12 protein-coding genes and 1 pseudogene are annotated in these 15,181 nt (G+C 67.7%); 8 read left to right on the top strand and 5 right to left on the bottom strand.

Annotated elements, in window-relative coordinates:
- Positions 1–7 precede the first annotated feature (7 nt).
- The 5 genes from nuoL to IM25_RS26520 all read left to right on the top strand — a co-directional run bounded on the left by nuoL (position 8) and on the right by IM25_RS26520 (position 6,020).
- Positions 8–1,900, top strand: a complete 1,893-nt coding sequence (gene nuoL, locus IM25_RS19230; protein ID WP_065996263.1) for an NADH-quinone oxidoreductase subunit L — start codon at positions 8–10, stop codon at positions 1,898–1,900.
- Between the two features lie 13 nt (positions 1,901–1,913).
- Positions 1,914–3,605, top strand: coding sequence for an NADH-quinone oxidoreductase subunit M (locus tag IM25_RS19225; protein ID WP_065996262.1), 1,692 nt, complete (start codon positions 1,914–1,916; stop codon positions 3,603–3,605).
- Positions 3,602–5,206: an NADH-quinone oxidoreductase subunit NuoN gene (nuoN, locus tag IM25_RS19220; RefSeq protein ID WP_006554032.1), complete on the top strand. Its 1,605-nt coding sequence runs from the start codon at positions 3,602–3,604 to the stop codon at positions 5,204–5,206. Before IM25_RS19225 ends, nuoN begins: the two co-directional genes overlap by 4 nt.
- Before the next feature lie 66 nt (positions 5,207–5,272).
- Positions 5,273–5,794 (top strand): peptide-methionine (S)-S-oxide reductase MsrA, encoded by a 522-nt coding sequence (gene msrA, locus IM25_RS19215; RefSeq protein ID WP_065996261.1) that lies wholly within the window; start codon positions 5,273–5,275, stop codon positions 5,792–5,794.
- 85 nt (positions 5,795–5,879) lie between these two features.
- On the top strand, positions 5,880–6,020 hold the full coding sequence (locus IM25_RS26520; RefSeq protein WP_162648018.1) for a hypothetical protein: 141 nt from the start codon (positions 5,880–5,882) through the stop codon (positions 6,018–6,020).
- Between the two features lie 94 nt (positions 6,021–6,114).
- Here the strand turns inward: IM25_RS26520 and IM25_RS19210 are convergent, their stop codons facing one another.
- The 3 genes from IM25_RS19210 to IM25_RS19200 all read right to left on the bottom strand — a co-directional run bounded on the left by IM25_RS19210 (position 6,115) and on the right by IM25_RS19200 (position 9,484).
- The gene (locus IM25_RS19210; protein WP_033097652.1) at positions 6,115–6,990 is read right to left on the bottom strand and encodes a cyclopropane mycolic acid synthase family methyltransferase; all 876 of its coding nucleotides are present in this window, start codon (positions 6,988–6,990) and stop codon (positions 6,115–6,117) included.
- Between the two features lie 179 nt (positions 6,991–7,169).
- On the bottom strand, positions 7,170–8,582 hold the full coding sequence (locus IM25_RS19205) for a WS/DGAT/MGAT family O-acyltransferase (protein WP_231911916.1): 1,413 nt from the start codon (positions 8,580–8,582) through the stop codon (positions 7,170–7,172).
- Between the two features lie 362 nt (positions 8,583–8,944).
- Positions 8,945–9,484: a potassium channel family protein gene (locus IM25_RS19200; RefSeq protein ID WP_006554027.1), complete on the bottom strand. Its 540-nt coding sequence runs from the start codon at positions 9,482–9,484 to the stop codon at positions 8,945–8,947.
- 129 nt (positions 9,485–9,613) lie between these two features.
- On the opposite strand from IM25_RS19200, the gene ppsA reads away from it, so the two are divergent.
- Complete coding sequence (ppsA, locus tag IM25_RS19195; protein ID WP_065996260.1) at positions 9,614–11,899, top strand: phosphoenolpyruvate synthase; 2,286 nt, start codon at positions 9,614–9,616, stop codon at positions 11,897–11,899.
- A gap of 37 nt (positions 11,900–11,936) precedes the next feature.
- Here the strand turns inward: ppsA and IM25_RS19190 are convergent.
- Positions 11,937–12,745 (bottom strand): annotated as a pseudogene (locus tag IM25_RS19190) (universal stress protein).
- A 237-nt stretch (positions 12,746–12,982) separates the two neighbouring features.
- Between IM25_RS19190 and IM25_RS25675 the strand changes: the two are divergent.
- A complete protein-coding gene (locus tag IM25_RS25675) occupies positions 12,983–13,522 on the top strand; it encodes a flavodoxin domain-containing protein (RefSeq protein ID WP_082920942.1) in 540 nt (179 codons plus the stop codon).
- Between the two features lie 192 nt (positions 13,523–13,714).
- Positions 13,715–14,065 carry a hypothetical protein gene (locus IM25_RS26515; RefSeq protein WP_197481776.1) on the top strand — a complete coding sequence of 117 codons (351 nt, stop codon included), beginning with the start codon at positions 13,715–13,717 and terminating at the stop codon, positions 14,063–14,065.
- 466 nt (positions 14,066–14,531) lie between these two features.
- On the opposite strand, the gene IM25_RS19180 is transcribed toward IM25_RS26515, so the two are convergent.
- Positions 14,532–15,104 (bottom strand): hypothetical protein, encoded by a 573-nt coding sequence (locus IM25_RS19180; RefSeq protein WP_006554022.1) that lies wholly within the window; start codon positions 15,102–15,104, stop codon positions 14,532–14,534.
- Between the last annotated feature and the right edge of the window lie 77 nt (positions 15,105–15,181).

The raw sequence follows: 15,181 nt of genomic DNA, 5'->3' as shown, positions 1-15,181 counted from the left end.
ACGCGGCATGACTTCGTTCCTGAACTCGGCGCTGTGGACGATACCGGCACTGCCCCTGGCCGGCGCGTTCGTTCTGCTGCTCCTCGGGCGTCGCAGCGACCGCTGGGGACATCTGCTCGGGTGCGCCACGGCGATCGCCTCGTTCGTCGTCGGCGCCGTTATGTTCGCCGGACTGCTCGGACTCGACGCGAGCGAGAGGCTCGCGCAGCAGACCGTGTTCACCTGGGTGCCGGTCGGAGAACTGCAGGTCGATCTCGGACTGCGGCTCGACGCGCTGTCGATCTGCTTCGTACTGCTCATCACCGGCGTGGGCTCGCTGATCCACCTCTACTCGATCGGCTACATGGCGCACGATCCGGAACGCCGGAAGTTCTTCGCCTATCTCAACCTGTTCCTCGCGGCGATGCTGGTGCTCGTCCTCGCCGACAACTTCCTCGTCCTGTACCTCGGGTGGGAGGGCGTCGGTCTCGCCTCCTACCTGCTCATCGGCTTCTGGCAGTACAAGCCCACCGCCGCGACCGCCGCGAAGAAGGCGTTCGTCGTCAACCGCGTCGGCGACATGGGGTTGCTCATCGCTCTCATGATCATGTTCGCGACCTTCGGCAGCCTCGACTACGACACGGTCTTCGCCTCGGTCCCCGCCGCGACCGAAGGCACGGTGACGGCGATCGGCCTGTGTCTGCTCCTGGCCGCGTGCGCGAAATCCGCTCAGCTGCCGCTGCAGTCGTGGCTCCGCGACGCCATGGAGGGCCCCACCCCCGTCTCCGCACTCATCCACGCCGCGACCATGGTCACCGCCGGTGTCTACCTCGTGGTCCGCGCGAACGCGATCTTCGACGCCGCACCGTCCGCACGACTCGCGGTGGTGATCGTCGGCGCCGCGACGCTGCTCTTCGGCGCGATCATCGGCTGCGCCAAGGACGACATCAAGAAGGCGCTCGCGGCATCGACGATGAGCCAGATCGGCTATATGGTGCTCGCCGCCGGTCTCGGCCCCGCCGGGTACGCCTTCGCGATCCTGCACCTGCTCACCCACGGCTTCTTCAAGGCCGGACTGTTCCTCGGCGCCGGCTCGGTGATGCACGCGATGAACGACGAGACCGACATGCGCCGCTACGGCGGACTGCGCGCGGTCATGCCGATCACCTTCGCCACCTTCGGGCTGGGCTACCTCGCGATCATCGGCATCCCGCCGTTCGCCGGGTTCTTCTCCAAGGACAAGATCATCGAGGTGGCCTTCGCCGCCGGCGGTGTCGAAGGCCTCGTGCTCGGTGTCGTCGCGCTGCTCGGTGCGGGACTGACCGCCTTCTACATGACCCGCGTGATGATCCTGACCTTCTTCGGCGACCGGCGATGGGCGCCCGACGCCGTCCCGCACGAGTCGCCGGCCTCGATGACCTGGCCGATGATCGCTCTCGCCATGGGCTCGGTCGGTGCCGGCGGTCTGCTGGTGTTCGGTGGCTCGTTGCAGCACTGGCTCGAACCCGTCGTCGGCTACGACCATCACGAAGGTGGTTTGCCCGTCTGGCTCGTCACCACCGTCACGCTGGCGGTCGTGCTCGCCGGTGTCGCCGTCGCCTACCGGCAGTACGTGCGCGCACCGGTCCCGGCGACGGCACCCGAAGCGGTGTCGGCGCTGACCGTCGCCGCGCGTCGCGACCTCTACGGCGACGCCGTGAACGAAGCGGTGTTCATGCGTCCCGGTCAGGGTCTGGTGCGCGCCCTGGACGGCGTGGAATCCACCGGCATCGACGGCTCGGTCACCGGTGCCGCCACCGGGATCGGTGCGCTCTCGCGCGGACTGCGCCGGCTGCAGACCGGCTTCGTCCGTTCGTACGCGTTGTACATGTTCGCCGGCGCGACCGTCGTGGTCGGCGCGCTCGTCCTGATGACGCTGTGATGGGGGTGTACTGGTGACCACCGTTCCCTGGTTGACGATCCTGTGGGTGCTCCCGCTGCTCGGCGCCGCCGCGATCGCGGCCCTGCCCGCACGCCTCGGTTCCGCCACCCGGTCGATCGCCCTGACGGTGTCGATCGCCGTTCTGGTGGTCGCGGTGATCGTTGCCGTCGGATTCGACCGCGCGGGAGAGCGTTTCCAGTTCGTCGAATCGCACGACTGGATCCCCTCGTTCGGCGCCGGCTACCGGCTCGGCGTCGACGGCATCGCCCTGGTGCTGGTCCTGTTGACCGCCGCGCTCGTGCCGTTGCTCCTGGCCGCCGGATGGCACGATCACCGCGCCGCCGACGAGGACGCCGGCGCGGCCCGCCCACGCTCCGCGCACACCTATGTGGCGCTGATCCTGCTCGTCGAGTCGATGGTGCTCGTGTCGTTCACCGCCCTCGACATCCTGCTGTTCTACGTCTTCTTCGAGGTGATGCTCGTCCCGATGTACTTCCTCATAGGCGGGGTCGGGTCGCCGGGGACACCGCGTGCCGACCGGGCACGAGCCGCCGTGAAGTTCCTGCTGTACAACCTGCTCGGCGGACTGGTGATGCTCGCCGCGTTGATCGGCCTGTACGTGGTCACCGCCCGATCCGGGCTGGGGGAGACCGCGGGAGTGGGCACCTTCGACGTCCGGACCGTCACCGCCGCCGCCGTCGCCGGTGATCTCGACGCAACCCCCGCCGTGCTCGCCGCACTGTGTTTCGGTTTCCTCGTCGCCTTCGCGGTGAAGGCTCCACTGTGGCCGCTGCACGGGTGGCTACCCGACGCGGCGGTGCGGACCACGCCGGTCGCGGCGGTGCTCATGATGGCAGTGGTCGACAAAGTCGGCACCTTCGGCATGCTGCGCTACTGCCTGCAGCTCTTCCCCGACGCCTCGGTGACCTTCGCGCCGGTCGTGGTGACTCTCGCCGTCATCGGCATCGTCTACGGCGCGGTGCTCGCGATCGGTCAGACCGACGTGATGCGCCTGATCGCCTACACCTCCATCTCGCACTTCGGGTTCATCGTCCTCGGCATCTTCGCGCTGACCTCGCAGGGGCAGGCCGGCTCGACGCTGTACATGGTCAACCACGGGATCTCCACGGCCGCACTGTTCCTCATTGCCGGTTTCCTCGTCTCGCGGCGCGGAGACCGCACCATCGCCGCCTATGGCGGGGTGCAGAAGGTCGCTCCGGTCCTCGCCGGAACCTTCCTCGTCGCCGGACTGGCGACCCTGTCCCTGCCCGGGCTCGCGCCGTTCGTCAGCGAGTTCCTCGTCTTCGTCGGCACCTATCCGCGCTACCAGGTGGCTGCGGTGATCGCGACACTCGCGCTCGTGCTGTCCGCGCTCTACGTGCTGTGGCTCTACCAGCGCATGATGGGCGGACCCGTGCGCCTGCCCGGTGGGGACGACGGTGACGACGGGAACGGCGGTGCCGAACACGCCCGCAGGCTCTCCGATCTCGTGCCTCGTGAGGTCGCGGTGGTCGCGCCGCTGATCGCGTTGCTGCTCGTTCTGGGGATCTATCCGAAACCCGCGCTCGATGTCATCACCCCGGCGGTCGACGACACGCTCGTCTCGATCGACATCTCCCGGCCCGAACCGGTGGTGCCCGCCGAGCGACCCGTCGCCGAGAGTGGTGTTCCCGCGCACGGTTCCGAGGAAGGTGAAGCCGAATGAACCCCTCCGAGGGCATCGTCGTTCTAGCCGCATCAATTCCCGCCCCGGCGATCGACTACGGACTGATCGCACCGATCCTCATCGTCTTCGCCGCCGCCGTCGTCGGTGTGCTGATCGAGTCGTTCGCGCCGGCCTCGGCACGCTACCTCGCCCACGTGCTCCTGACGACGGGTGCGCTCGTGGCGGCGTTCGTCGCCGTGGTGATGCTCGCGGGAACCGGTGCGACCACCCTGTCGGGGGCGGTCGTGATCGACGGACCGGCGCTGTTCCTGCAGGGATCGGTCCTGATCGTGGCGGTGCTGTCGGTTGCGCTCGTCGCGGAACGGAGTATCGAACAGGTTCGCGCGCAATCGGTTTCCCGCGCCGCGGCCGGTGCGCATCTCGACGCATTCGCGCCCCAGGCGTCGGCGATTCCGGGTACCGCGGCCGAACGGCAGGCGCTCGCGGCGGGCGGCGCACGGACCGAGGTCTTCCCGCTCCTGCTGTTCGCGGTGGGCGGGATGCTCGTGTTCCCGGCCTCGAACGACCTGCTGACGATGTTCGTCGCGCTCGAGGTGCTGTCGCTGCCGCTGTACCTGCTGTGCGGTCTGGCGCGGCGCCGGCGGTTGCTCTCCCAGGAAGCAGCACTGAAGTACTTCCTGCTGGGCGCGTTCTCGTCGGCGTTCTTCCTGTACGGCGTGGCGATGCTCTACGGCTACGCCGGGACCGTCCACCTCGGCGGGATCGCCCTGGCCATCGACACCGGCGCGGGCAGCGAGACCACCGCGCTCGTCGGGGTGGGTCTGCTGGCCGTCGGGTTGCTCTTCAAGATCGGAGCGGTGCCCTTCCATTCGTGGACGCCGGACGTCTATCAGGGCGCGCCGACGCCCGTGACGGCGTTCATGGCCGCCGCGACGAAGATCGCCGCATTCGGCGCACTGCTGCGAGTGCTCTACGTCGCGGTTCCCGGTTCCGCCGACCAGTGGCGTCCGATCCTGTGGGCCGTCGCGATCGCGACGATGATCGTCGGTGCGGTTCTGGCGGTGACGCAGAACGACATCAAGCGCATGCTCGCGTACTCGGCGATCAGCCATACCGGATTCGTGCTCACCGGTGTCGTGGCCGGCACCGCGTCCGGGGTGTCGTCGACGTTGTTCTATCTGCTCGTCTACGGGATCGGGACGGTCGGTGTGTTCGCCGTGGTGACGCTTGTGCGCGACCCGGAAGGCGAGACGTGGGAGCTGTCGCGCTGGGCCGGTGTCGGGCGGCGCTCACCGTTGCTCGGCGGGGCGTTCGCGCTGTTCCTGCTGTCGCTGGCGGGCATTCCGCTCACCAGCGGGTTCATCGCGAAGTTCGCGGTCTTCGGTGCGGCGATCGAGGGCGGTGCGGCTCCGCTCGTGATCGTCGGTGTGCTGGTCAGTGCGGTCGCCGCCTACTTCTACGTGCGGGTGATCGTGCTGATGTTCTTCACCGACCCGACCGACGACGCCCCGCGGCTCGCGACCTCGACCGTGGCGACGAGCGCGGCGATCGCGTTCGCGGCGGTGGCGACGGTGCTGCTCGGCATCCTGCCGCAACCCGTCCTCGACCTCGCCGAACGGGCGGCGGTGTTCGTGCTCTGACCACGAGCGGGCGCGGGCAGGGAATGTCGCGACCGTCGTATCGGTTCCACCTCCCGAGGAGGCGTAATGACCGATACACGCAACGCGATTCTGGCAGGCGGATGCTTCTGGGGGATGGAGGAGCTGATCCGGAGACAGCCCGGGGTGGTGTCGACGCGGGTCGGCTACACCGGTGGGCAGAACGATCACCCTACCTACCGCAACCATCCGGGGCACGCGGAGTCCGTCGAGATCGTCTACGACCCCGCACGGACCGACTACCGGGCGCTGCTCGAGTTCTTCTTCCAGATCCACGATCCGACCACCCTGAACCGGCAGGGCAACGACGTCGGGGCGTCCTACCGTTCTGCGATCTTCTACCTCGACGACGAGCAGAAGCAGGTCGCGGTGGACACCATCGCCGACGTCGAGGCGTCGGGTCTGTGGCCCGGCACGGTGGTCACCGAGGTGACTCCCGCGAGCACCTTCTGGGAGGCCGAACCCGAGCACCAGGACTATCTCCAGCACTACCCGAACGGGTACCCCTGCCACTTCCCGCGGCCGGGCTGGAAGCTGCCGAACAGTCGCATCACCGACGCGGCGAACTGAATCACGCGCACGGGTGGTTCCTTCCGCGGATCCGTATCGTGGAGGTACAGGTTGTGACGCCACTGCGGAGGAGTGCTCGATGGGAATGTTCGGCAAGGCTATGAAGAGCGCCGCCGTGGTCAAGGCGATCCAGGTCGTCCGACGCGAAGCGGCCAAGCCGGAGAATCAGCGCAAGGCCAAGGAGATGCTCGCCAAGCTGCAGCAGAAGCGCCGCGGCCCGCAATGATCTGTCCCTCGCCGGTCCGTTGTCCACCCGGGCAGCGGATCGGCGTGCAGGCTCCCCGGTTTCGTTCTGCCGTCGGTCCGCTCGGGACCGAGCCTCAGCGGTGCTGCTGCTTCACGAGGGTGAACTGCTGGACGTCGATGAGGCGACGTCGGAAGTTCGCGGCGCACCCGGTGAGGTACCTGATGTATCGCTGGTAGACCTCCTCGGAGGCCATCCGCACCGCGTCGTTGCGCCGCGCCTCGAGGGCTCGCGCCCACAGGTCGAGCGTGCGAGCGTAATGAGGTTGCAGGGACTCGATGTTCTGCACCCAGAAGCTGTTGCGTTGTGCGCCGGTGATGACCAGATCCCGGTCGGGGAGCTGTCCTCCGGGGAAGATTTCCCTCATGATGAACCGCAGGAACAGTGCGTCCTCGCGGGTGACCGGCACCTTCATCGCCTCGAACTGGGCGCGGGAATGGCCCACGATGGTGTGCAGCAGCATCCTGCCGTCGTCGGGCAGGATGCGAGAGGCGCGGTCGAAGAAGGTTTCGTACCGCTGTCGGCGGAAATGCTCGAACGCTCCGATGCTGACGATGCGGTCCACCGGCTCGTCGAACTCCTCCCAGCCTTGTAGACGCACTTCCGCGGTACGGCCTCCGGAGGCCATGCCCGAGAGCAGACCGGACACGTGTTCGTACTGGTTGCGGCTCAACGTCAGACCGATGACGTGCACGTCGTATCGCTCCGCCGCCCGCATCATCGTCGAGCCCCAACCGCAACCGATATCCAGCAGCGTCATCCCGGGCCGGAGATCGCACTTACGGAGAGCAAGATCGACTTTCGCGATCCGAGCTTCCTCGAGGTTCATGTCGTCGCATTCGAAGTAGGCGCAACTGTACGTGCGCGTGGGGTCGAGGAACAGTTCGAAGAAGTCGTCGGACAGGTCGTAGTGGGTCTGGACCTTCTCGTAGAACGGCGTCAGTTGCTGCATTCGGACCTACTCTCCGCGAGGAGTGGGACATGAGTTCCGGTGCGGGGCGTCGGTGCGTCCCGGCGATACACCGCTATCGGTCGATAGTGCTCCGGCAGAGCGCCTTCTCCCACGGGAACGGCGATTCCTGGGGCAGATGTCCGACTCGGGCACCGGCGTGCTGCCGTTATTCCGTGGTGTCAGCCCGCACGGACGGATGTCTCGTCGGCGACCGGCACGATGTCGAACGCGTCCTCCAGCTCTCCGAGGGCGGTATGGAAGTGGTCGAGCAGAGGCTGCAGCTGCGGCAGGCTGCGACTGCACGAGGTCAGGCCGAAAGCGATCGCGTCGTCGGTGCTCGTGCACGTGATGTTCAGTGCCTGACCGTCGACCGGCACGGACAGTGGATACACCGCATCCACGCGAGCGCCGTTCCAGTACAACGGATCCGGAGCTCCCGGCACGTTCGAGACGATGACGTTGAAGGGCGGTCGCGGGAGTGCACGATTGCGGGTGAGGATCCCCACCGCCAGAGGCGCGACGCCGAGTGCACTGGCCGCCAACCGGGACAGGGAGGACATCCCCTGCATAGAGGCCTTGCCCTGCGTCGTCGATGCCGACACCCGGGCCAGCCGGTCGGCCGGATCGGCGAGATCCGTACCCATATCAGCCATCAGGACACCGAGTTCGTTTCCGGCGCAATCTTTGTCGGGTCGCAGGCACATCGGGACCATGGCCACGAGCGACTTGTCGGGCAACGCCCCCTGCTCGCTCAGGAAGGCGCGCAGTGCTCCCGACGACATGGCCAGCACGACATCGTTGACGGTCGCGTCGGCCGCTCTCGACACAGCACGCAGGCGGGTCAGCGTCCACGAGCGCGCGGCAAACCGGCGCGTCCCCGAGATCGGCACGTTGATCATGGTGTTCGGCGCGGCGAGCGACAGCGATCCGCCACCGCCGCGCAGCGCCCTGTTCACGGTGCCGGCCAGCGCGGGCACGAAACCGGTGACCTCGGACGTCGCCGTCCGCACCGCCTGCATCGCGGCTTCGGGAAGATCTGGCGCGGTCCCGGACGAGTGGGAGCGGCTCGGCGCGTCGAAGAGCGACCACGGTGCCGGCATGTCGGTCTGCTCGGAGTCCGGACTCAGGGCGCGGCGCAGCAACTTCATCGCGCCCACGCCGTCGGCGAGGGCATGGTGGATCTTCGTGTAAACGGCGAGCCGGCCGTCCGCGAGACCCTCGATGACATGCATCTGCCACAACGGCCGGCTCCGGTCGAGCAGCGTGCTGTGCAGCCGGGAGACGAGATCCCACAGTTCGTCGAGCCCGCCGGGCTGCGGCAACGCGTTGCGTCGTACGTGGTAGCTCAGGTCCAATTCCGAGTCCTCTTCCCACGCCCACTGGCCGAAGGTGCCCAGGGAGCGGACCGCGCGCTTACGCCACAGCGGGGCGACCTCACCGTTCTGTGTGGCGGCGGTGAACAGTGCCCCGAGATCCGCGGCGCTCGTACCGTCCTGGGGACTCAGAAGGATCAGTCCGCCCACATGCATCGGATGATCACGGGACTCCCCGAGAAGGAACATCGAATCGGCGGGCGACATGGGTGGACGCATCAGCACGTTTCCTCCGCCCGGTACCCCGGGCAGTTCGCGACGAGGCCCCCCGCTGCCCCGTCGACATGTGCGTCAAACCATGACCCCATCACAGATTTATGACGCGACACAACTAATACGCGACACCGGGCCATATCGCCAAGTCCGGACGCCCGATTTCCCACCGAAGTGAGAATTGTTGTCCGATTTGCGAACTCCGAGGCGCTTTCGCGGTCCACATGACGCTGTCGACGACGGTTCCCCATTCAGCATCTCGGACCTCCGACATCTGCCAGTGGACGTCGAATCCTTTCAAGGATCACCCCGCGCGGCGGTTGGGGAATACCCGGACGCCGAATCGCGTAGGTCGATCCCGTGATCGGTCACTCCTCGTCCCCGCGATTGCGACGACGCCACTGCACGGCGGCCGTGAGCAATCGGATCCCGAGAGCGAGGAAGATCAGATTTGCGATCATCTGCACCGACACGACGGCTCGCGCGGTCTCGGTTACAGCGGAGATGTCCCCGAATCCCACCGTGGAGAAGACCGTCAGACAGAAGTACAGGGCATCGACGCGGGACAGTGGTTCGGTGAAGTTGTCCGGATGCGCCACGGACATGCGGAGGTAAAGGGTTGCGAAGACCACGAGATAGGCGGACACGATCGTGGTGAGTGCCTCGACGGCCTGGACCGCCGGGTACTCGGACGCGAGAATCCTGCGGATCTGCCACCAGCCGACCATCAGGACCGCAGTGCCACCACCGACGAGGGTCAGGACCTCGGACGTGCTGCGGACATGCTCGACCGGAATCACGAAGTAAACGCTGACCAGCACGAAGGCGGTGAGCGTCGGACGCGCTATCGCGGTCAGGATCAACCGTTTCCGCTCCCGCGGATCAGGTGTGCGCGGAGGATCGGCCACGGTCGTCCCCGTCCCGGAATGATGACCTTTGCCCCTACGGTATCGATCGGGCCGGGGCGACGATGGGAAGACCGAGTATCCGATCCGGCCCGGAAGGTCGACGCGGGCGGGGAGTGTGGGGAGTCGTCGATGACCGAACACGAACTGTGGGTCCGACCGATCGCGGAGGTGGGCGCCGCCGACGCGCCGACCGTCGGTGGCAAGTCCGCGAACCTCGGAGAGCTCACCCGCGCAGGCTTTCCGGTACCGCCGGCGTTCGCCGTCACCACCGCCGCCTATCTCGACGCGATGGACGCAGCCGGCATCCGATCCCGGCTGGCCGCCGAGGCCGTGCCCGACCCCGATATCGACGACGCCACCCTCATCCGTACCTCCGCGGAACTCGCCGCCCTGGTGACGGGTTCGAGCGTCCCGGCCGGGATGCGCGCGGCGATCGTCTCCGCCTACGAGAGCCTCGGTCCCGACGCGCCGGTTGCAGTGCGGTCGTCGGCTCCCGCGGAGGACGCCTCCGACACATCGTTCGCCGGGATCCACGAGTCGTACACGAACGTCATCGGTCCGGACGCGGTGATCCGCGCGGTGCAGGCGTGCTGGGCCTCGTTGTGGTCCGAACGCGCCCGCACCTACCGAGGGTTGCGCGGGGTGACCGACGAGCCGTCCATCGCGGTGGTGGTCCAGGTGATGGTGAAGTCCGAATTGTCGGGCGTGGCCTTCACGGCCGACCCGCGCACGGGCGAACTCGATCGCATCGTCATCGAGGCAGCTCTCGGTCTCGGAGAGGTCGTCGTCGGCGGGCAGGTCGAACCCGACACCTATGTCGTCGCGAAGGACGGCCTCGAGGTGCTCGACGTGCGTCTCGGTCATCAGGAGTTCCGCATCACCTCCACCGACAGCGGGGACAGTCGCGTCGCCGTCGATCCCACGCGCCGCACCCGAGTGCTCGACGACGATCAGCTCGTGCGCGTCGCGCGCCTGGCCGCCGGAGTCGAAGAGCACTACGGGCGCCCCCAGGACCTCGAGTTCGCGTTCGCGGACGACGAATTGTGGATCGTGCAGACCCGCCCGATCACCACGCTCGATCACCCGGCGGCGCCCGCCCCGTCCGGAAACGGCGAGGCACGAGCGTTGCTGGCCGGTCTCGGTGCCGGCCCCGGGACGGCGACCGGCCGAGTGCGGGTGCTCCACGAACTGGTCGACGGGAAGAAGCTGAGCGACGGCGAGATCATCGTGGCGCCGATGACCAGACCCGACTGGTTGCCGATTCTGCGCCGCGCCGGCGGCATCGTCACCGACGGTGGTGGTATCACCTGCCACGCGGCCATCGTCGGACGCGAACTCGGCAAGCCCGTCGTGGTCGGTGCACGTACCGCCACCAAGGATCTGAAGGACGGGCAACTGATCACCGTCGACGGCAACGCCGGTGTGGTGTTCGACGGCGCAGTCCACACGGCGGAACGGCCCGTCGCGACGGTATCCGCGTCTGCGGCGTCGGCCGTAGCCGCCGAAACCGTTACGGCCACAGCGGTCTACGTCAATCTCGCGACTCCGGATGCCGCGGAGTCGGTCGCCGCGACCGATGTCGACGGCGTCGGTCTGCTCCGTGCCGAGTTCATGATCACCGAAGCACTCGCGGGCGAACACCCTTCGCACATGATCGCGCAGGGGCGCCGCGACGAGTACGTGGAGAAGATGGCGGGTGGCCTGGCGCGGATCGCGGCGGCATTCGCCCCGCGTCCGGTCGTATACCGTGCGATCGACTTGCGCAGCAACGAATTCGCCGATCTCGAGGGTGGGGAGGTCGAACCCCACGAAGAGAACCCGATGATCGGTTACCGCGGGTGCTTCCGGTACATCCGGGATCCGGAACTGTTCTCCTTGGATCTCGATGTGCTGCACCGGGTTCGGCGCACACACCCGAACGTGCATCTGATGATCCCGTTCGTGCGCACCCGCTGGGAGCTGCGGGACTGCCTCGCCCAACTCGACCGGCATCCGCTCGGTTCCGACCAGCGCATGCAGCGCTGGATCATGGCCGAGGTCCCGTCGGTCGTCTACTGGTTGCCGGAATACGCGAAGCTCGGCATCCACGGCGTGTCCATCGGAACCAACGACCTCACGCAGTTGATGCTCGGCGTGGACCGGGACTCGGAGGTGTGCAAGGACCTGTTCGACACCCTCGACCCCGCGGTGCTCGACGCGATCGACCACATCATCGAACGGGCCTCGGCCGCGGGACTGACGACGTCGTTGTGCGGTCAGGCCGTGTCGACGAGCACCGACCTCGCCGAGCATCTCGTGCGGCGCGGCATCACCTCCGTGTCGGTCGCGCCCGACGCCGCGGCGCAGACGAGACGGACGGTGGCGCGAGCGGAACAACGCATCCTGCTCGACCGCGCCCGGCGCGCCGGGGCATGACCGGCGGGGAACCGTCCTTCGTCAGGGGCGCCGCGCACTACGGGACGACCATCACGGGCCAGGTCACCGTGTACAGCAGCGCCCATGTGGTGGATCCCAGCATCAGGTTCGGGACCCCGCCTCGACCACGACGGCCGAGAACGAGCAACTGCGCATCGGCAGCGTGCGATGCCAGATAGTGGGAGGGCTGGTCCAGCACCACCACCGGGTGCACCCGCACGTCGGGGAACTCCTCGCCGTGCCCGGCGAGACTCTCGGACAACAGTGCCCGCTCCTTGTTCTCCACGCTGTCCCACTCGATCCGGAATCGGAACGGACCGCGCACATCGAGGTCGGACCACGCGTGGGCTGCCACCACGTCGGTGCCGCGCAGCGAGGCCTCCTCGAACGCGGCGGACACCGCGCACACTGTGCTCCGAACCGTCGACGCCGACGACCACCGGACGCGTGACCACCGCTCGGCTGACCGAACCGAATCGCTCCCAGCCGAACCGGTTGTCCCCGGCCCCGACCACGACCATCGACGCCGACTTCGATCGGTCCACCAGTTCGAGCGACGGAGAATCGGTGCACAGGTGGGTCTCGATGTCGAGCTCATCCTCGGGCACCGCGCGGCGCGCGTATCCGGGCGGCATCGAGGAGCATGTCGCGTCCCTCGGATCCCTCCTGCTCGAAGAATCCGGCGGGCATGCCGATCGGGACACCGAACGTGTTGCGGACCGACACGATGGTGACCAGCGACAACCGGAGCCGGCACCGTTCCGCCTCGCGAGCTGCCCAGACCACGGCCTGCAGGGACGCTCTCGATCCGTCCACTCCGGCGACGATGGGGTGGTGTGCTGTCATCACGATCACCTCGGTGCCTGTCCGAGCTGCGGGCACGGCCGTTTCGGGCCCTGCTTTTTCCGGGATCCTGCGGTTTCGGGACCCTGCCAGCACACGCTCGGACCGGTCGGTCGCACAAGAGTCGACGGTCCCGACCTGCCCGCAGGAAGTGACCGAAGACCCTCACGTGCCGTGCACGCCGCTTCTCACACTGGAGACTGCATCCGGCGCAATCACCCACTGCCGAAAGGCCCCGCCATGTCCGTCCTGATCGGCTACGCGACCGCTCGAGGGTCGACGCGGGGAATCGCCGAACGCATCGCTACGGGACTGGAAAGCCGCGGTGCCGTGGAACTGCGCGCGCTCGGCGATGTCGCGTCGGTACGAACGTACGAGGCGCTGATCGTCGGAAGTGCGATCCACAACGGGCAGTGGCTCCCCGAGGCTTCCGATGCGATCTATCGGCTGGGCACCGAATCGGAAGGGCGACCGGTGTGGGCGTTCTCCGTCTCGTCGATCGGAGCGACCAGCACGATTCTCTCGCCCCGGGTGGCGGCATATCTGCGACGGGTCACGCCGGAACCTCGGGCGGTGCAGAACCTCCGTTCGATCACCGATGTGCGTGATCACCGTTTCTTCGCCGGTGCCATCGCTTCGGGCGACTGGGCCGGAATCGGGCGGATCGTCTTCCGGCTGATGGGCGGACACTACGGCGATGCCCGGGACTGGGTCGACGTCGACGCGTGGACGGAGAGGATCCGGGAAGGCCTCATCGATATACCGCGTGATCAGGGCTGACCGGTGCCGGTCGGGCCGGCCGGGGGAGTGACGGAGACCTAGCCATTTCCCCAGCCACAGCCACCGCGACAACGGTTCGTCGAGATCGCCGCGCAGATGCACCGGATAGGGCACCGCCGCCGGGTGCGAAGGTGCGGTGACCGGAGTGGCGCCGGTAGCGGGAGCGGACACCGGACTGGGCGGCGGAGGCCCGTGCCGACCGAGTCCGACCGCGCCGGCGAGCAGCAGAGGGACACCGACGGCGAGAAGAACCAGACCGAGGATCAGCAGGGCGAGCACGGCCGGTCCGAGCAGGTCGATGTGGATCCCGGCGCGCACGTCCACGCCGATCCCTGCGGATGCGTCGGCGTTCATCACCACCACGGTCCATGTGCCGTCGCGCAGATCCCATTCCACTTGCTGGGTGCCGGTCCCTTCCGCCGATGCGACCCAGAACTGTTGCGCGTAAGGAGCAGCCGGGGTGTCGCCCCCGGGAACGTCACGGTAGGTGACCTCGAACGGCTCGAACCGCAGATCGGTCACGACGGTGTGGGCGACCCCTGAGAGATAGGCCTCGACCTCCCCGACGGGAGCGATCCCGACGAACACCGCCGATGCGGGATCGAGTGCGGTGGCCTGCACCAGAAGCCGGCCGATGTCCTCACTGCGCAGACCCGTGGGGCTCTGATCGTCGGTGACGAGGTCGAGACGTTCGGAGACCAACGCGTGCGTCTGCGTCCGGAGGGTCCCCTCGGGACCGGTGATGAAACCGTCGGCGCGCTGGACGACGAAGAACCACCCCAGAATGAGCGCTCCGACCGCGGCAGCGCCTCCGAGGAGCACGAGGAGAATACCGACGACCAGCATGACCACTTTGCCGACGTTCATCGATCCGTCCTCCGCGCACCGTGACGATCACCGAGTCGCTACGGGAGGGTGTTCGTAGAACGATTGTGGCAGCTCGATCGGTCTTTCTCGGCGTCAATCGAGCATTACGGGGTATCGAGAACTTCCTCGGCCGATCGAGCGATCAGCGAAGGCCGAAGGACGGACTCTCCTCGCGCCGCCGCGCGACGATGTCGTCGAACGCGTCGATCAGCCCCTCGGGATACCAGCGGGGATTCGTGTCGGCGGTGGTGGCGACGAGCAGCAACTGGTGTTCGCGTGCGTCCACGGCTACCCGGGCGAGCCGGGTGCGCCCCTCGTCGTCGAGCGCCGCGACCGTGGCGGCGAGATCGGCGACGAGCAACACGCGCGGGGGGTCGACGACCGGCGAATCGAGTTCGGCGACCACGTCGGTGATCTGATCGGTGGTGGTGGCCCAGCAACACGGCCCCGTGGGGAGCGAGGCGGAGCCACCGAGCCAGCGATGACGACGGTGCGGATCGATGACCACCAGGTCGTGGGTGCCGCCGGTCAGTGTCGTCATCGCGATCAGGTCGAGCGACACGCTGGGCGACGAGCGGCGCTCGTCGCGTCGGATCAGCAGGTGCCGTCCGGCGGACAGATCCCACGAGACGGGCGTGCCGTCGTTGTCGCGCCCGAACGGGATCGTCGTCCGGCACGCGATCACCCGGGAGCCCGGTCCGCGAGCGGGGCGCACCGGGACAGACGATCGACACGGTCGACGAGTGGGCGGAGTGGCGGGCATCGACATGGTGGATCCGTTTCGTGTCGCTG

Source organism: Rhodococcus sp. p52, assembly GCF_000763325.2.
Lineage (GTDB): Bacteria > Actinomycetota > Actinomycetes > Mycobacteriales > Mycobacteriaceae > Rhodococcus > Rhodococcus pyridinivorans.
This window is presented reverse-complemented; position numbering and strand designations above follow the sequence as displayed.